At 63.9% G+C, this 16,854-nt stretch carries 22 protein-coding genes; 12 read left to right on the plus strand and 10 right to left on the minus strand.

The window, feature by feature from the left end; translation table 11 throughout:
- The first annotated feature begins 63 nt into the window (after positions 1-63).
- From htpX to radA, 3 genes are all read left to right on the plus strand, one after another.
- Positions 64-942, plus strand: coding sequence for a zinc metalloprotease HtpX (gene htpX, locus AMS69_RS04950; RefSeq protein WP_053966953.1), 879 nt, complete (start codon positions 64-66; stop codon positions 940-942).
- Positions 943-1,045: 103 nt separating this feature from the next.
- A complete protein-coding gene (gene pspAB / locus AMS69_RS04955) occupies positions 1,046-1,663 on the plus strand; it encodes a PspA-associated protein PspAB (RefSeq protein WP_053966954.1) in 618 nt (205 codons plus the stop codon).
- A gap of 262 nt (positions 1,664-1,925) precedes the next feature.
- Positions 1,926-2,975 (plus strand): DNA repair and recombination protein RadA, encoded by a 1,050-nt coding sequence (radA, locus tag AMS69_RS04960; RefSeq protein WP_053966955.1) that lies wholly within the window; start codon positions 1,926-1,928, stop codon positions 2,973-2,975.
- A gap of 356 nt (positions 2,976-3,331) precedes the next feature.
- Here radA and AMS69_RS04965 read toward each other — a convergent pair whose 3' ends face one another.
- Positions 3,332-4,384: an aldo/keto reductase gene (locus AMS69_RS04965; protein ID WP_053967038.1), complete on the minus strand. Its 1,053-nt coding sequence runs from the start codon at positions 4,382-4,384 to the stop codon at positions 3,332-3,334.
- A 24-nt stretch (positions 4,385-4,408) separates the two neighbouring features.
- Positions 4,409-5,422: a CPBP family intramembrane glutamic endopeptidase gene (locus AMS69_RS04970; protein ID WP_053966956.1), complete on the minus strand. Its 1,014-nt coding sequence runs from the start codon at positions 5,420-5,422 to the stop codon at positions 4,409-4,411.
- 131 nt (positions 5,423-5,553) lie between these two features.
- On the opposite strand from AMS69_RS04970, the gene AMS69_RS04975 reads away from it, so the two are divergent.
- The 4 genes from AMS69_RS04975 (at position 5,554) to AMS69_RS04990 (ending at position 8,384) form a co-directional block, all read left to right on the plus strand.
- Positions 5,554-6,459, plus strand: a complete 906-nt coding sequence (locus AMS69_RS04975; protein WP_053966957.1) for an acyltransferase — start codon at positions 5,554-5,556, stop codon at positions 6,457-6,459.
- 50 nt (positions 6,460-6,509) lie between these two features.
- A complete protein-coding gene (locus AMS69_RS04980) occupies positions 6,510-7,217 on the plus strand; it encodes an Nmad3 family putative nucleotide modification protein (RefSeq protein ID WP_053966958.1) in 708 nt (235 codons plus the stop codon).
- A gap of 73 nt (positions 7,218-7,290) precedes the next feature.
- Positions 7,291-7,977: an RAD55 family ATPase gene (locus tag AMS69_RS04985; protein ID WP_053966959.1), complete on the plus strand. Its 687-nt coding sequence runs from the start codon at positions 7,291-7,293 to the stop codon at positions 7,975-7,977.
- Positions 7,974-8,384, plus strand: coding sequence for a hypothetical protein (locus AMS69_RS04990; protein WP_053966960.1), 411 nt, complete (start codon positions 7,974-7,976; stop codon positions 8,382-8,384). The genes AMS69_RS04985 and AMS69_RS04990 overlap by 4 nt, the downstream gene beginning before the upstream one ends.
- Positions 8,385-8,499: 115 nt before the next feature.
- On the opposite strand, the gene AMS69_RS04995 is transcribed toward AMS69_RS04990, so the two are convergent.
- Positions 8,500-8,787 (minus strand): DUF5789 family protein, encoded by a 288-nt coding sequence (locus tag AMS69_RS04995; protein WP_080508797.1) that lies wholly within the window; start codon positions 8,785-8,787, stop codon positions 8,500-8,502.
- A 146-nt stretch (positions 8,788-8,933) separates the two neighbouring features.
- Here AMS69_RS04995 and AMS69_RS05000 point away from each other — a divergent pair, with 146 nt between their 5' ends.
- The 3 genes from AMS69_RS05000 (at position 8,934) to AMS69_RS05005 (ending at position 10,499) form a co-directional block, all read left to right on the plus strand.
- Positions 8,934-9,710 (plus strand): PHP domain-containing protein, encoded by a 777-nt coding sequence (locus AMS69_RS05000; protein ID WP_053966961.1) that lies wholly within the window; start codon positions 8,934-8,936, stop codon positions 9,708-9,710.
- Positions 9,711-9,764: 54 nt separating this feature from the next.
- Positions 9,765-9,929 (plus strand): DUF6757 family protein, encoded by a 165-nt coding sequence (locus AMS69_RS20530; RefSeq protein ID WP_004516452.1) that lies wholly within the window; start codon positions 9,765-9,767, stop codon positions 9,927-9,929.
- A 102-nt stretch (positions 9,930-10,031) separates the two neighbouring features.
- Positions 10,032-10,499, plus strand: coding sequence for a cupin domain-containing protein (locus tag AMS69_RS05005; protein ID WP_053966962.1), 468 nt, complete (start codon positions 10,032-10,034; stop codon positions 10,497-10,499).
- A 24-nt stretch (positions 10,500-10,523) separates the two neighbouring features.
- Here the strand turns inward: AMS69_RS05005 and AMS69_RS05010 are convergent, their stop codons facing one another.
- From AMS69_RS05010 to AMS69_RS05035, 7 genes are all read right to left on the minus strand, one after another.
- On the minus strand, positions 10,524-11,240 hold the full coding sequence (locus tag AMS69_RS05010) for a type 1 glutamine amidotransferase (RefSeq protein WP_053966963.1): 717 nt from the start codon (positions 11,238-11,240) through the stop codon (positions 10,524-10,526).
- A 165-nt stretch (positions 11,241-11,405) separates the two neighbouring features.
- Positions 11,406-11,543 (minus strand): hypothetical protein, encoded by a 138-nt coding sequence (locus tag AMS69_RS20535; protein ID WP_004516449.1) that lies wholly within the window; start codon positions 11,541-11,543, stop codon positions 11,406-11,408.
- A gap of 74 nt (positions 11,544-11,617) precedes the next feature.
- A complete protein-coding gene (locus tag AMS69_RS05015; RefSeq protein WP_053966964.1) occupies positions 11,618-11,803 on the minus strand; it encodes a hypothetical protein in 186 nt (61 codons plus the stop codon).
- Positions 11,804-11,809: 6 nt separating this feature from the next.
- Positions 11,810-12,604 (minus strand): aldo/keto reductase, encoded by a 795-nt coding sequence (locus AMS69_RS05020; protein WP_053967040.1) that lies wholly within the window; start codon positions 12,602-12,604, stop codon positions 11,810-11,812.
- A 117-nt stretch (positions 12,605-12,721) separates the two neighbouring features.
- Positions 12,722-13,705 (minus strand): Gfo/Idh/MocA family protein, encoded by a 984-nt coding sequence (locus AMS69_RS05025; RefSeq protein WP_053966965.1) that lies wholly within the window; start codon positions 13,703-13,705, stop codon positions 12,722-12,724.
- 30 nt (positions 13,706-13,735) lie between these two features.
- Entirely contained in the window at positions 13,736-15,028 is a 1,293-nt protein-coding gene (locus AMS69_RS05030; RefSeq protein ID WP_053966966.1) for a hypothetical protein, read from the minus strand.
- A 111-nt stretch (positions 15,029-15,139) separates the two neighbouring features.
- Positions 15,140-15,427, minus strand: coding sequence for a zinc ribbon domain-containing protein (locus AMS69_RS05035; protein WP_053966967.1), 288 nt, complete (start codon positions 15,425-15,427; stop codon positions 15,140-15,142).
- Between the two features lie 182 nt (positions 15,428-15,609).
- Between AMS69_RS05035 and AMS69_RS05040 the strand changes: the two genes are divergently transcribed.
- Both AMS69_RS05040 and nucS read left to right on the plus strand, forming a co-directional pair.
- Complete coding sequence (locus AMS69_RS05040) at positions 15,610-16,047, plus strand: DUF6735 family protein (RefSeq protein WP_053966968.1); 438 nt, start codon at positions 15,610-15,612, stop codon at positions 16,045-16,047.
- A 9-nt stretch (positions 16,048-16,056) separates the two neighbouring features.
- A complete protein-coding gene (gene nucS / locus AMS69_RS05045; protein WP_053966969.1) occupies positions 16,057-16,776 on the plus strand; it encodes an endonuclease NucS in 720 nt (239 codons plus the stop codon).
- Positions 16,777-16,854: the final 78 nt, after the last annotated feature.

Genomic DNA, 16,854 nt, shown 5'->3' on the forward strand with positions numbered 1-16,854 from the left:
CGTTCCGTGTGGCGCTTTCCCACGATAGCGAGGTTTTAGAGTGTCGACCGTCTATCAAGGAGTATGGAGTGGCAAACAGACTGGGGGCTCCGTGGCCGGATGGCCCTGACGATGTTCCTGCTGTTCGCGCTGTACATCGTCTTCCTTGGAGCGCTCACGCTGTATTTCAGCAATCTCGCCCTTATCGTGGTCGTCATGGGACTGTTCCTCGGCGCGCAGTTCTTCTTCAGCGACAAGCTAGCCCTGTATTCGATGGGTGCCCGGACGGTCGAACCGGAGGAGTATCCGGAACTCCACCGGACCGTCGACCGCCTGGCCCAGCAGGCCGACCTCCCGAAGCCGAAGGTCGCCGTCGCCGACTCTCGGGTGCCCAACGCCTTCGCCACCGGCCGGTCGAAGAGTAGTTCGGCCGTCTGCGTGACGACGGGCATCATGAATACGCTGGACCAGGACGAACTGGAGGGCGTCATCGCGCACGAACTGGCCCACATCAAGAACCGCGACGTGATGGTGATGACCATCGCCTCGTTCCTCTCGACGATTGCCTTCCTCATCGTCCGGTGGGGCTGGCTGTTCAGCGGCGGCCGAGAACGGGGCGGCCAGCAGGTCCCGGTCATCGTCGCCATTCTCATTTCACTGGTCGTCTGGGTCATCTCCTTCCTCTTGATCCGGACGCTCAGCCGCTACCGCGAGTACGCCGCTGACCGCGGCGGCGCGATGATCACCGGCAAGCCTGCCGCCCTCGCGAACGCACTGATGAAAATCGACGGTCGGATGGACAAGGTGCCAAAGGAGGACATGCGCGATCAGGCCGAGATGAACGCGTTTTTCATCATCCCGATTGACGTCGGGTGGATCGGCCGTCTGGCCAGCACTCACCCCTCGACCGAGAAACGCATCGACCGCCTGCAGGACCTCGAACGCGAACTCGAAAGTCGGTAACTTTAGCTGGCCGTCTGGCTGTTCGAATACGCGCCACCGAACACAGACCACCGACTGGTCGAGACACAAACCACCTTGGTCTCCGGCCCGTAGGGGCTCGCATATGGGACTGCTCGACGGACTCAAGAGCGTCCTCGGGGTGAAAGCCGAGGCCGACGCGACGCGGGACGCCGACCCGGACGACCTGTTCGGGATGAGTACCGCCTACATCACGATGGAAGCCGACCTGGGGTACGAGTCGACCGGCGAGGCGGCGCTGTGTTTCGCCGACGTGGACAGCACGGACTTTCAGGACGCCGTCGACGAGGTCGAATCGATCCTCGACGCCGGGATGGTCGAGACGGGGACGCGGGCGACCTTCGAGACCGACGACCACGGCTACCAGTGGGTCGTTCTGCACGACGACGATTTCGAGGACCTGCTCACGTCCATCCACTTCGCCGCGGACACGCTCGTTGAGCGACGCTACGGCTCGCGCCTGCTCGCTGCCCTGTTCGCGTTCGAGCATGCGCGCGACGACCAGACCGTCTACTGGGTGTACTCTTTCCGCCGGGGCGCGTACTACCCGTTCGCGCCGGACCCTCACGACAGCCACGAGCGCAACACGTCTGCGGAGTTCAAACTGGACAGCAACCTCAGCGACGAAATCACCGTCGAGGACGACAAAGAGTACTGGTATCCACTGTGGCCCGACCGCCCCGGCTACCACCCCTGGGAGTGACATGACTGACGGCGGCGTCGCTGTCGGTGACCACGTCCGGCCGAGCGAGACGGCACTGACTGGCCTCATCCTCGTCGGGGCGCTCCTGTTCGTCTACCTTGGTCGAACGGGGCTGACCTGAGCCCGTTTCCGCCGCATTCCGACTCCCCTTCACTTCTAAAACTCCCGATTCTGTCCCGAACCATGCCGCTGCAGTCCCACACTTTCACTTTCACTCTGGTGTTAACGAGGCTTTATACCCCCGGACGCACAAGCCACGTCTATGTCCGCAAGTGAGGACCTCGAAGAGCTGCCGGGTGTCGGTCCGGCGACAGCAGAGAAACTCGAAGACAACGGCTACGACTCCTACCAGGGAATCGCGGTTGCCTCTCCCGGCGAACTGTCGAACACGGCTGACATCGGCGAATCGTCGGCAGCTGATATCATCCAGGCCGCCCGTGAAGCGGCCGATATCGGTGGGTTCGAAACTGGATCGACGGTACTCGAACGCCGCGAACAGATCGGGAAGCTCTCCTGGGGCGTCGACGAGGTCGACGACCTGCTCGGCGGCGGCGTCGAGACCCAGTCCATCACCGAGGTGTACGGCGAGTTCGGGGCCGGTAAATCTCAGGTAACGCACCAGCTCGCGGTCAACGTCCAGCTCCCGGCCGAACACGGTGGACTGGAAGGCAGCGCTATCTTCGTCGACTCTGAGGACACGTTCCGACCCGAGCGTATCGAACAGATGGTCAAAGGTCTTGACGACGAGGTTCTGGCCGACACGCTGGTCCTCCACGGCATCGTTGAGGAAACAGACGACGCCGACCCCACCGACGAGGACCAGCTCGACGCCCTCGTCTCCTCCGTGCTGGAGAAGATTCACGTCGCGAAGGCGTTCAACTCCAATCACCAGATCCTTCTCGCCGAGAAGGCACAGGAAATCGCCAGCGAGAGCCAGGACGAGGAGTTCCCCGTCCGCCTGCTCGCCGTCGACTCGCTGACTGCTCACTTCCGCGCTGAGTACGTCGGTCGTGGCGAACTCGCCGACCGCCAGCAGAAGCTCAACAAACACCTCCACGACCTCATGCGGGTCGGCGACCTCAACAACACCGCCGTCGTCGTCACGAACCAGGTCGCCTCGAACCCCGACTCCTTCTTCGGCGACCCGACCCAGCCCATCGGTGGCAACATCCTCGGCCACACTTCGACGTTCCGGATGTACCTCCGCAAGTCCAAAGGGAATAAGCGCATCGTCAAACTCGTCGACGCGCCGAACCTCCCGGACGGCGAGGGTGTCATGCGCGTCGAAGAGGACGGCCTGCTGAACGAGTAACACGACCGGCGGCACCGACGCGGCGGTCCGGTCCGCTTTCTTTGGCGACTGTCGAGCCAGCCACGTCCGGACTGGCATGTGGACTGCTCCCGCGACCCGAACCCCTTCGTTTCATCTCGAACCGACTCCCGTCTGGCGTCTTGCGGCCGTCAGACGCACCGTGGTGAATGTGAAACTTCGCCACCCCAACCGCAGGACGGCGGTACATCTCCTATTGAAACAGAGGGGTAGTAGCTAAGAACCGGTAGACGGCTGCCAGGTCGTCGGTGTCTGCAGAGGGTAACCCGTCGACTGGAGATTTCAGTGCCTACTCCTCGGTGTTCGGACGGTGCGAAAATCAGGTGCGCGGCGTCAAATCAGTCGCCCGCCGACTTCATACCCGTCTCTTCGAGGTCCGCACCGCCGACCGACGAGCGCAGAGCGTCCATCCCGTCATCGCGGTCGATGCCGAAGTTGTCCCGGTACAGGTCCTGCACGCGGTCGTACTCCTCGTCACTCAGCGGCGGCGTGTCGGGCGCACCGGCCCACTCGTCGATGTCGGCGTTTGTCCGGAACGTCGGGGTGACCGACGCCACCTCGTCGTTGTAGAGGAGCCACTGGATTGCGGCCTGTCCCATCGTCCGCGCGCCGTCCCGCTCCAAGAAGCGGATTTCTTCGACCTTCTCCCAGCCGGTCTCGTACCACTCGCTAGGCCGGTGGGAACGGTGGTCGCCCTTGCCGAGTTCCGTCTCGGGAGTCACCTGCTCGTTCAGCAGGCCTGAAGAGTGGGGGACGCGAGCCAGCACCGACGTGTCCGCGTTCTGCTCGCGGATGGTGTCGATGAAGTGCTGGCCGGGGGTCTGCTCGAAGAGGTTGAAGACGGTCTGGAGCGCGTCGAACTCGTTGGCGACCGCGGCGTCGCCCTCTGCGAGCCAGCCGATTGACGGACCGAGCGCCCAGCCGATGGCCTCGACTTTGCCTTCTTCGCGGAGTTCGTCCAGCGCTTCCAGTACGTCCTCGTTGACCTCGTCGACGTTGGCGTTGTGGAGCATCAGGAGTTCGACGTGGTCCATGCCGAGCCGGTCGAGTGAGCGGTCGACGGCGGTGTGGACCCACTCGGGCGTGACTTTCTTCGGGAGTTCGCCGTGACCGGCCTGTGGGTTGTTGTAGAAGTCGTAGCCGATCTTCGTCGAGACGGTGACTTCGTCGCGGTGTTCCGCCAGCGCCTCGCCGATGATCTCCTCGCTGTCGCCGTGGCCGTACACGTCGCCGGTGTCGAAGAACGTCACGTCTTGGTCGAGCGCGTGCTGGACCATGTCGATGGCATCGTCCCGGGTGCGGTCGCCCCACCAGTCCGTACCGACGACCCAGGCACCGAATCCGACTTCCGAAACCTCGACGCCGGAGTTTCCGAGTGTCGCGTATTCCATATCTGACGTAGCGGCGCTGTCCACTTAGCCGTCTTGGTTTGCGGTGTCGGACCGCGTCCGAACCCGGAGCTGTGGGGTCGCGACGCCGTCGAGGATTTCGACCGCGCCGTACTCGCGGCGGACCCACCAGTACAGCGCGGCCCCGCCAACGCCGAGCAGCGGAATGGCGATAAGCCCCCCTTCAGGGCCGAACCCGCCGCCGGTCACGAGCGCGGGACCGGTTGCGCTCGTCGAGAGCATGGCGACGCCCATCCGGAGGCCGCTGACTGGGAAGCCAAGCAGTGCCAGCGTGTAGTTCCAGGCGACGTGGAAGCCGCTCGCGACCCCGAGTCGCCCGGTCAGGACGTAACACGCACCGAGCAGGAGGCCGTAGAGAGTAATGTTGGCCACACTGAGCAGCGACGCGCTGGGGTTCGTCCAGTGGAGGACACCGAACAGTGCGCCCGTCAGCCCCGTCGCCGCGATGATCGCGCCCCGCTTGCCGACCCACCCGGCGAGCCCCTCAGCCGTGTTTGTCAGGAGATACCCACGGACGAGCACCTCCTCGGCAGTTGCTTGGACGAGGAAGAACCCCCCCAGAAGGAGGACGGCGACCGGTGGTCCGAACGCAGTCAGCGGGAGCGGTCCGCTGTCGACGGTTGCGAGGGCGACGCTAACCTCGGCGAACCCGACGGCCACCTCGACGAGCAGAACCAGCGTGGGAAGCCCCGCCCCGAGCGCGAGGCCGAAAGCCGCGTCGCGCCACCACTGGCGGTCGAACCCCAACCCATAGTCGGAGAGCGTCCGCCGGTCGAGCAGATAGCCGATCACGACCGCGATGACGGTGCCGGCAGCGAAGAGCGCGATCTGGCGTGCAACTGCGACCGCCGGCGTCATGCGCACCACTGACGACACCACTGCGACCACTCCAGAGAGGAGGACAAGGCCGAACCCGGCGAGAAACAGCCAGAGGGTGACCCGCCACGGCGCCCGCAGTCGGCGCTCTGCGGGATTGACAATATAGCGCCGTATCTCCATGATGAAGTCCGACCTGACCATGCCGTCGTCTGGAACGGCGGCGTCTTAACTGTGGCTTGCTCGCTGTGCCACTTGGTGTCGTGACACAGATGTTACTGGGTAGGTTTCAGGTAACGGAAACCCCTATCTGCCCGCGAAGCCACGTACTCGACATGACGAAGCGTCACGTGTCGCTGCCACCGCTCGCCGAAGAGGGGCTCAGGGCGTTCATCGACGAGGTCGACGAACGCCTCTCCGGTGACGAGGACACCTGCGATGTTGTCACTGACGTGCTTATCGACCTCCACGGCGACCGGGAGGCCTACGAGCGCTGGCAGGACGGCGCGGATATCTCCCCGGCCGAGCGGGTCCGGCTTCAGGGCTATGACCCCTGTAACACGACCCTCGAGAGCGAGTACTACGCCGAGAAAGACGAGGAGCGATTCAAACGCTCGAAGCACCTCCAGTGGCTCTGGCGGCAGTTCGACGCGACGCCGATGGCGGACAACGTCGAGTTCGCCCTCCGCTTTCGCCGGATGCTCGCCGACCACCTCTTCGAATCCTGTGGTGAGGGCTGTCGATTTTTCAAGGGCATCTCCTTTACCTACGGCCACAACATCGAGATCGGCGACAACGTCGTTGTCCATGACGACGTTCATCTGGACGACCGGGGGAAGCTCACCATCGGCGACCGCGTCTCCATCTCTGACGATACCCACGTCTACAGCCACGACCACGACGCCGTCGACCAGACCCACGTCGACAACTACCACACTATCATCGAAGACGACGTGCGCCTGACCTACGACTCGATGGTCCGAGCCGGCGTGAAGGTCGGGGAAAACGCCATCCTTGCAGCAAAGTCTATCGCCGGGAAGGACATCCCTGCCCACCACATCGCCGCCGGCACGCCGGCGAAATCCCTGACAGTCAAGGATGGCTGGGAGTCTGTCGCAGCACCGATTGAGGGGGCGAACGTCGACCGCCGCGCCGAGCGGCAGTTGTCGTACGACCTGCCCGACGACTTAGAGCAGTTCGACGAGTTCCAGCGCGACCTCTCGCCGCCGGACCGGAAGTAGTCGCAGCACCGCGTCGTCACTCCTTTTGTTGCGCCCGCCGACGGTCACGTATGCGAAGTGTCGCTATCAACGTCGGAGCCAACACGAACGAACCCGGCTTCCGGGGGCCGCTGTTTCCCGACGGCTCTTTCGAGTACATCCCGATCCCCGAATCGAAACCGACCAGCGAGCCGGTGCCGACCTACGGCGACCTCGACCTGCGGACCGACGTGTCCGCGGTGGCCGACCAGCCGGTTCACTTCGATCCGGAGTTCCCGGAAGCCGGCGGCGAACGCTACACGTACGGGGACGAACACGGCGTGAAGGCGGGGCCGCTCTCCGAACTGTCGGCCGGTGACTACCTCTTCTTTTACGCGACGCTATCGGTGGCTGGTGAGCGCCCGGCCTGGGCATCTCCGGAGTGGGGAGCGCACGTCATCGGCCACTTCCGACTTGCACGTGATGCGGTGTCCGGTGAGACATACCGCGACCTCCCGCCCGAGGAGCAGGCCCAGTTCGCCTCGAACGCCCACGTGAAACGGGATCCATTCGACGCTCGCGTTCTCATTCGCGGCAATGCCGAGGAGTCACAACTGTACAACACAGTGGTCCCGCTGTCGGCCCCGAGCGGCGGCACCGACGCCAACGAACTGGTCACCGACCTGTCCTCGGACTCGGGGAAGGGGCCGTGGTGGCGGCGGCCGATGCGGTTCGATGAGGCTGGCACGGAGCGACTGCTCGAACTGGCCGACAGCAACCCCAGCGCTATCGAACGCTGACGCAGCCGAATGAGTTATCACCGGTGAAAATAGAATGTGAAAGCATATGTCCAGACGGACTCAGATAGCTGATATGCGTCTCTCTAGTGGGGTCCCCGGATTCGATGAACTCATTGAGGGGGGTTTACTTCCGAACCGTCTCTACGTGGTCAGCGGCCCGCCGGGCAGCGGGAAGACAACGTTTTGTTCACAGTTCATTACACAGGGCGTCAAGGAGGGTGAGACGTGCCTGTACGTGACGATGCACGAAACCAAGTCGGAGTTGATGCAGGACATGGCCGGCTACGACTTCGGCTTCGACCGGGCCATGCAGTCTGACGCCATCCAGTTCCTCAACCTCGTTACTGAGAGCGGGAAACGAACTATCACGCAGTTCGGCAGCGAAGGCGGCCTGACGAACCGACTCGTCGCATACATCAGGCAGAACGATATCCAGCGGGTCGTCATCGACTCGACGATGCTGTTGCAGCACTTCATGAACGACGTCGAGGACGAGATCACGGGCTTTCTCTCCGCGCTGAAACAGACGGACGCGACGACACTTCTTATTTCCGAGATGACGGACCCGTCGTCCTACAGTGACGAGCACTACCTCGCCCACGGTGTTGTCTTCTTCCACAACTTCCTCGAAAACGGAAGCATGACCCGCGGCGTTCAGGTTATCAAGATGCGGGGCACAGCTATCGACTGTGACATCCGTGAAATCTCCTTTTCTGACGCGGGACTGCGGGTCAACCCTGATCGGAAAGTGGAGACATGAGCCGCTACGAGCGTGAGTTCGGCACCGACTGGGACACTCTCGACAAGGACGAGGCCACCGACCGGGCCTACGCTATCGGCGTCGCCGAGCGCCTCGGGGAGTTCAACCGCGACGAACTCGAAGCCATCTACGCCGAGATGAACTCGGCGTACCACAAGAGCATGGTCGAACTCGCGTACGACGAAGGTCGCAACGAAGCGAAGGAAGCGGCGGAGGCGACCAGCGCCGACCGGGACGCCGTCTGGGCCGATCTGGTCAACGGCGAAAAGACGTACATCGACGAGGCGGACGTACCGACCGGCGGCCGCGACGGCCTGCCGTCGGCGCTCGATTCGTCGGAACTGCTGGACAGGCAGTCAATCGACAGTACTGACGCCGTCGACAAACCGGACTTTCTCGACCGATAGCCGTTCCAGGGTGCGTGCGGCGACTGCCCGAACAGTGCCGCCGCTTGCCTGTGTAAAACCGAAGGAGACGGAAAATCCGTCCAGAGCTGGGGTGACTGCAGGTCGGTCTGGGCCGTTAGAAGGAGACCTGGTCCGGCCCGTCTTCGCCCATGCAGATCGGGTCGCGGTCGGAGTAGCCCTTCCGGCCGATGGCCTTGCTCGACACACCCGAGAACGCTGCGAACTCGGCGTCTTCCGCGCTTTCGAAGGTTTCCGGGGCCGACCGGCTGAGTGCGTCGCCCAGCCGTTCGGTGCCGTTTGGCAGCTCCAGTTCCATGTCGCCGTCGCTCTCGATAATTTCCTCCGCGGAAATCGGGTAGTCGTACGATTGGAAGGCGTCCGTCGCGTTGCTTAACATTCGCATATCTATCGAAAGTTCATGGTTCCTAATAAACCTTCACTATAGATAATCATAATATCCCTTAATGCGTATAAGGAACTCACGTTTCGTGTGGTCACGACGCATGGCCTAATCAGAAGCGGCTTGCTGCTGGGTCGTCTGGACCTGGTATGGTCGTCGCTGACTTGCACGTACACACGACTCGCTCCGACGGCACCCTCTCTCTGGACGAGGTTCCGGCCGCCGCGAGGCGAGCGGGCGTCGAGGTCGTCGCCGTTACGGACCACGACCGCCTCCAGCCTGCTCTCGACGGTCCCATCACCGAGCGCGACGGTGTGACGCTGCTCCACGGTATCGAACTCCGCGTCGAAACCGAGACCCAGCGGCTGGACCTGCTGGGCTACGGCGTCGACCCCACCGACGAACTCCGGGCCGAGTGTGCGCGCATCCAGCGGAACCGCCGCGAGCGCGGCGCGCGCATCATCGAATGTGTCGAGGACCGCCTGGGCGTCTCGCTACCCGTCGAGCCCCGCGACGGCCTCGGTCGGCCGCACATTGCCAGCGCTATCGCCGAGGTGTCGGATCACTCCTTCCAGTCCGCGTTCGACGACCTCATCGGCGACGACTGCCCCTGTTATGTCGCCCGGGAGGTCCCGTCCTTTGAGCGCGGCTGTGCGGTACTCTCGGATGCGTGCGGGCTGGTCGGCCTCGCTCATCCGTTTCGCTACCCTGACACCGCGGCCGCACTCTCCCGATGTGACTCGCTCGATGCCGTCGAACGGTGGTATCCCTACGGCCGAACGGTCGACAACGGTCTCGTCGACGACGCCATCGAGCGGCACGGACTGATTCCGACCGGCGGCAGCGACGCCCACGGCGAGACACTGGGTGACACCGGTCTGGGCGCGACCGCCTGGGACCGGGTCCAAACAGCCCTCGGTGTCTGACAACCGGCAGACGGAACCCGAGGGTTCAATGTCGTGCGGGACTACCCTTCATGTATGCAGTGTCACTACTGCGACCGTGAAGCCGATATCGCCGTCGAGAACGACGGCGTCAAGGTCGGTGTCTGCAAGACGCACTTCCGTGAACAGATGGCGGAACTGGAAGACGCCGACTGGCTCGAAGACCTCGACGAGGAACTCGACATCGACCGACGCGAGTGACCGACGCTCCGTTTTGCTGCTTCTGCTGTGGTGTGTCCCCCGCGTCTCCGCTGTGACCCACTCCGACTAACCGTTAAGGACTGTCCGCCGTACATGGCAACTATGGAGAAAGTCAGCATCGACGCCGTCGACTCGCGGATGGGGCCGGCGTCGGTCAAGCGGGCGCTCGCTGGTCCACTCGGCACCGACAATATCGCGTTGAATCACTACGAACTGGCACCCGGCGAATCCTTCGGCTTCGGCTACCACCGCCACCCGGATCAGGAGGAGGTGTTCATAATCCAGTCAGGCACAGCGACGTTCGAAACGGAGGACGGCGACGTCCGCGTCGAAGCCGGAGAGGCCATCCGATTTGCGCCCGGTGAATGGCAACGCGGCCACAACGAGGGTGAGGAGCGTGTGGTCGCGCTTGCGCTCGGCGCACCACAGGAAATGGGCGATACGGATATGCTTCGACACTGCGAGGAGTGTGGCGGTCGCACGCACAACCACGTCGAGATGACGCCCGACCGCGACGCGCTCGTGACACGCTGTGCGGAATGTGACGCAGAAACCGGCCGGTTCTCGTAGCGCCGCTGCGGCGAAGCCGGTCGGTTAGTCGTCGGCAGCGGTGGTCGCGCCGGTCACGTCACCCGCCTGACGCACAGCGAACTCGGTGAAGTTGTCGAACAGCTGTTTGGCCTCGCAGGCGGCGCGATAGTTCGCCTCGGTGACGCCGTCCAGTACCGCTTCGATGCGCTCGTCGGCGAGCTGGTCGTCCTTGCCCTTCGTCACTGTCTCGGCCGTCTCGGGGTCGTATTCGGGGTGGAACTGCACCGAGAAGACGTTCTCCTTCCGGAACCCGTGGATGCCGTAGTCGTTCTCGGCGAACGTGGTCGCGCCCGGTGGCACCTCGGCGACGCGGTCCGAGTGCGTCGTAAAGACAGTGAACGACTCGTCGACGCCAGCAAGCAGTTCGTTCTCGCCGTCGTGGTCGACCGTTCGGTAGCCGATCTCGTACTCGTCCATCGGTTCGACGGTGCCGCCGAGCGCATGTGCGAGCAACTGGTGGCCGAAACAGACGCCCAGGAACGCGATATCGCGGTCGACTGCGTCCGTGACCCATGATTCGAGGTCACGGATCCATGGCTCGTCCCAGTAGACGGACGCGCGGCTGCCCGTGACCAGACAGCCGTCGAACGCGAAGGTGTCGGGCAGTTCGCGCTCGGTCACGTCGTATTCCACGAGGTCGGCGTCGAGTTCCCGCCGGAAGTTCCGGCGGTTGTCGTCGCCGTCGTGGGCTGCGTTCAGCAGGGCGATTCGTGGCCTCATTACCAGTACGGAGCGGTTCGAATCGTAAAAACGTGCGTACCGACGGCAGTGATTGCCGCTCACGGTGACGGGGAACCGGTGTCGAAGCGCCCGCTGGTACAGCGGCTATCGGGAGCAGTTGCCACTCAGAATCGTCCCGCTACGGGTCGACAACTGCGATACGTGTTACGTCTGGTCTGCTTCCGGGTTGTTCGTCCGCCGATAGGAGCCGACCATCTTCCACAGCGTGTCGTTGAAGTCGTCGTTGTTGGCCTCGCTCTCGATCTGCCGGTACAGGTTTTCCGAGACTTCGATACGGGGCATCAAGCGTGTATAGAGAGCGGGAGTAAATAAATCTCCGCTGACACGGAATCGAGTAAAAGCTTCAACGCACCCCTCTAGGGGCCGTATAACCATTTGGCACCGAAAAAGACGAACCAGGCCATCCAGATGCAAAAGACGAGCAGCCACGTCCCGTACTGGATCGTCGGGTCGGGAATCAGAACGTATGCCACGACGAGCAAAACGGCGACACTTGCCGCGGCCGTGGCGTCCCAGCGGTCCAGTGCGGGCGGTTCGACCATCGGAACCTATTGCGAGATACCGTAGGTGTCGTTGTCCCAGTCGTAGACGCCGGTGTCGTAGACTGCCTGCTCGCGTTCGATGGCGTCGATGCGCTCGTGGTCGGCGGCATCGAGGTCCCAGTCGAACAGGTCGCAGTTCTGGCGGACGTGCTCGGGCGAGGAGGACTTCGGCAGGACGACCACCTCGTTTTCGACCGCCCACTTCAGGACGATCTGAGCCGGCGACCTGTCGTATTTCTCTGCCAGGTCCTGAACGACATCGTCCGCGAACACGTCCGTTCGACCCAGTGGCGCGGCAGCCTCCACGACAGTGTCGGTGTCGCGGCAGAACTCGACCACCTGGTCCTGCGTGTTCCAGGGATGGTACTCGATCTGATTGACAGCGATAGGCACGTCGGCGACGTGCTGGGCGGCCCCGAGCTGGTACGCGCTGAAGTTCGAGACGCCGACGTTACGGATCTTCCCCTGGTCGTGGAGCGTGGCCATCGCGTCCATCGTCTCCCGAATCGAGGTCGCAGGGTTGGGCCAGTGGACGAGATACAGGTCGAGGTAGTCAGTCCCAAGTCGGTCCAGCGACGCCTCACAGGCCTCGATGACCGACTCGTAGTCGAGATGCTTTGGCAGCACCTTGGATGTGAGGAACACGTCCTCGCGGTCGTAGTCGGCGAGGGCCTCGCCGATTTCGCCCTCGTTCTTGTACCCTTCGGCCGTGTCCACGTGGCCGTAGCCCGCGTCGAGTCCGGCCCGAACTGACTGCTGGACGGTGTCGCCGTCGATGTCCCACGTCCCGACGCCGACCATCGGCAGTTCGTCGCCACTCGGGAGTGTCGCTGTTGGGGGTGTCACAGTACGTGTCTCACCCGCGGCAGTCAAAACCGTTTCGCGCTCGTCGCATTGCGGTACACACCCGGTCGTCTTTCACTCGGGACTGGCGACGTGGACTGGTTCGCCTGTGTCCGCGCTTCTGGCCAGCGCATCTATGGCGCGCATATTCCCCAGTGTCTCGGCCCGGTCGATGGGTGGTGTCTCCCCGCTCTCCACGGCGTCAGCGAACGCCTCAACCTGCAACCGGTAGTGGTCGACCGGATCGAACGTCTCCGTGACCTCGCGGCCATCGACGCTGTAGGTCAGCGAGACTGACTCGTCGTGGTCCGGGCCGAAGCAGTTCGGCGCTTCGAGCCAGCCATCGTCGGTTTCGACTCGGTAGTACTCCCGTCTCGGCCCGTCGAACCCACAGGAAATCGAGGCGACACGCCCGTCGTCGTACGACAGGATGCCGCTGAGGTTCGTGTCAACGCCACTGTTCTGGGAGTCCCGGGCATGCGCAAACGCTCGGTCTGGCTCGCCGAGGAAGCCCCGGACCGCGCTGACGGCGTAACAGCCCACGTCCATCAGGCTCCCACCGGCCAGCTCCGGGTCCAGACGGATGTCGTCTGGGTCTGTGAGCGAGAATTTGAACGATGCGTCGACGGTGTGTACCTCGCCCAGCTCGGTTTCGACGATCTCCCTGGCCCGCCGGGTCCGCGGGTGGAACTGATACATGAACGCTTCCATCAGCGTGACGCCCTGCTCGGCACAGTAGTCGAAGAGGTCCACTGCTTCAGCGGTGTCGACGGTCAGTGGCTTCTCACAGAGCACGTCGAGCCCGTGGTCGGCCGCCCGCTGGCTCCACTTGGCGTGGAGCGCGTTCGGAAGCGGGTTGTACACCGCATCGATGTCCGCCTCGGCGAACATCGTCCCGTAATCGCCGAAGGCACTGTCGATATCGAAGTCGTCGGCTACCTCGCTGGCACGGGCATGGGTTCTGGAGCTGATGGCCGCGACCGTGTGGTCAGACTTCTGGATACCCGGAATCACGTCCTTGCGTGCGATTCCCGCCGTTGAAATAATCCCAAAGCGCATACCGATACCCGGCCTCCCGGTGATAAACAATTACCGACCTTTCGGCTCCGCCTCGACGCTGACGCCCTGTTCGGACACAGGGGCCAGTTCGCCCGCCGCCGGCTCGCGTCTGTCAGCCACGAGCTCGGCGGCAACTTCGCGTGCGCGCTCGAAGTGTGCCGCTGCGCTGTCACACGCGGTCCCGGCTGCCGCTCGCTTTGACTCACCAGTTTCCCGGAGCGCCTGTTGCCCCGCCTCACGATGTGCATCGACCAGTTTGACGGCGATGTCCGCGAGCGCCTCTCGGAGTGACGCTCGGTCGCCGTCGAAGCGGCGGTCACGGCCCCAGTCCAGTTCGTACGCTGTCCGGTAGCGGTCGAGAGCGTCCTCCAAATGTCTCGCTCGCTCTGCTGGGTCTGCCGCCGCTCTGGCTGCGCTTGCAGCTACCTGCGCCGCGTCGACTGGGGCTGACAGGAGTTCGGTGTACTCCGCTTCGACTGCGTTTCGAGCGTCCGTGATCGCTTCTGTGGGCGGCTCCGATGCCGGTACAGCCAGCGCTCGCTCGTACTCGACCTTGGCCTGTGCGTACGCGTCCGCAGCCCGTTCGTACGACCTGTTCTCCCATGCGCGGCGGGCCGTGTCGCGGTGCTCATCGCCCGCGCTGACGTGGCGTCGGCGCTGACAGGTGTCGATCCGTGCCTGCGTCGACTGGAGGCGTCCATCGATGGCCGCTCTCGCTCCCGTATCCAGGGCTTCGACTCGCTTTTGTCCGTTGTCGAGCGCTTCCTGCGCGGCCGTGATATGCGTGGCTGCTGTCTCGAACTCAGTTGCCTCGAGTGCGGTCACAGCGGCCTCGACTTGGGACTCTGCCCGATCAAGCTCGGTGAGCGTGCGCGTCCAGACCTGTGTGGCTTCGTCGACGAACGACTGAACTGGCGTCAGGTCGCCCTTACATTCGAACGCCCAGCGGTCTTCGTCGACGGTGACGATTTCGAGCGTCGACGTGCGGAGTCCCGACGTACAGCGTACGGCAACGATGTCTTCGTGGGGAAGCGAGATGGTCCGGTCGCGGTCGTCGTCGCCGACGACGAACAGGACTCGAACGGTTGTGGCGAGGAGATACGCGCGGTAGTCGCCGGCCGGCGCGAGCGACTCGCTGTTCCCCCGGGTAGCGACGACACCGGACCGGTCGTTGTATGCGAGATAGCGCGGCGTCTCTGCCCCCTGTAGATACTGCCCCAGCGGCTGTTGCAGGCGGCGCTTGCACCCGAACAGCCCGTCGGTGTTCGCCTGGTCGAATACCGCTGGTCGACCCGCGGAACGTACGTCAATAACAGTTTCCACAGTTCACCCCCGTTCGTGACAGTATATTCACGTATGTCGTTGTAGAGATAAATCCTTCGGCCGATAGCAACGCTCAAACTGGTCGTTTCGACTCTAGGCCTTGCAACGCTCTCAGTACGGCTGGCTTCGGTCCGTCGGCTGGCGCTGCGGGCTTCCGCTCGTCAGGTCGGCGACGCACTGCCGGCAGAACTGATAGTCCTGCTCGTTCCTCGCCCCGCAATGGGGACAGTCGATGGATTCAGTGCTGTCGTCGGTGGCGCTGCCACGGCGCCCTTCGGTCTCGCCCTGCCCAGTCGCCCCGGCTGGGTCACCCCGGTGCCGGTACGCGTACAGCATGGTCAGGACGTGGAGCCCCACGAGAAGCGCGATTGCGCCGTAGAGCCACTCGCTCACCATCATATGTAACGGTACGTGAACGTACTACTTGAGGGTTGTGCCGAGTTACCAATGGTCGACGATTTCGGCGGGTCGGGAACCGTCTCCTGTACCGAGCAGGCATCGGGGTGTCCTGTGGGCCAGCGTTCAAATAGGACCACGCAGCCAGGGGTACGCATGCCCGTTGACACGCTCGGTGGTCCCTGATGGGCCGTCGAACGCTCGTCGCCGTCGCTCGCCCCGACGGCCGCTACGACTGTCGCATCGCACACTGGGGCGTCGACGCCGACCCCATCGCTCAGTCTCGACCGTTCGGGACCGGCCTGACCGCGTCGGCTGCCCTCAGTGCCATCGATGCCACCTACGAGCAGTTCGTCGTACTCGACCGCTCGGTCCGGACCTACGCCGTCTGCTGGCTCGACCCGACACTGTCGGCCCTCGATGACATCGTCCTCGCCCGTACTGCCGACCCTGAGTCGTTCCGGACGTGGTGGGTCGATCGGAAGAACAAGGCCTGTCGCGCCCTCGACAGCGGAGGCTGTGACCCGGCGACCGTCCGGCGTACCCTGCTCGTGTCGCTCCGCGACCGTGCTTCGTCCGTCCACTGCCCCGACGACGCGTCCTTTTTACGCGGGGACCGCTAACCGCCATCCGTGACCGCCGTCGAGACGCTGACTTACCCCGAACCCGCCGGCGCGCTGGACCTCGCGTCGCGTGCCACCGACCGCGGCGCGCTAGTGACGCTCGTCGGCACCTGTACGGTCGAGTACGAGGGGAGAGCGGCCAGTTCGCTGGGACTTGGCGACCGCCACGTGATGCTCAAGCCCGACGGGGCCGCACTGGTCCACACCGACGAGGGCCAACAGCCGGTGAACTGGCAGCCGCCGGGCTGTGAACACAGCATCAGCGTCGATGACGGTTCGCTGGTCGTCCGCTCCACGCGGTCGACCCCCGAGGAGTCGCTGGAGGTCGCCTTCGAGACAGTCGCCCACGCCGCCGCCTTCGACGTGACGGACTCCAAAGACCTCACACTCACCGGGACGGAAGCCGACCTGAAAGACCGCATCCTCGACGAGCCGGCGCTGGTCGAGTCAGGGTTTACGCCGCTGGCGACCGAACGCGAGACCCCCGCCGGAGCAGTCGACATTTACGGCGAAGACGCCGACGGTCGGACGACGATACTCGAACTCAAACGCCGCCGTGTGGGTCCCGACGCCGTCGGCCAGCTTGGTCGGTACGTCGATGCTCTGGGACGCGATTTACACGCCGACACCGAGGTCCGGGGGATTCTCGTCGCCCCCTCCGTGACGGACCGGGCGCGGCAGTTGCTTGCCGAGAACGGTCTGGAGTTCGTTTCGCTGGAGCCCCCATAGCCGCTATCTTCCGTTTTTACGGCGTTGTGTGTCCTGTGCCCGCACCGACTGCCGCAGTCACCACACGGTCGGATGACG

This window comes from Haloarcula rubripromontorii (genome assembly GCF_001280425.1).
GTDB lineage: Archaea > Halobacteriota > Halobacteria > Halobacteriales > Haloarculaceae > Haloarcula > Haloarcula rubripromontorii.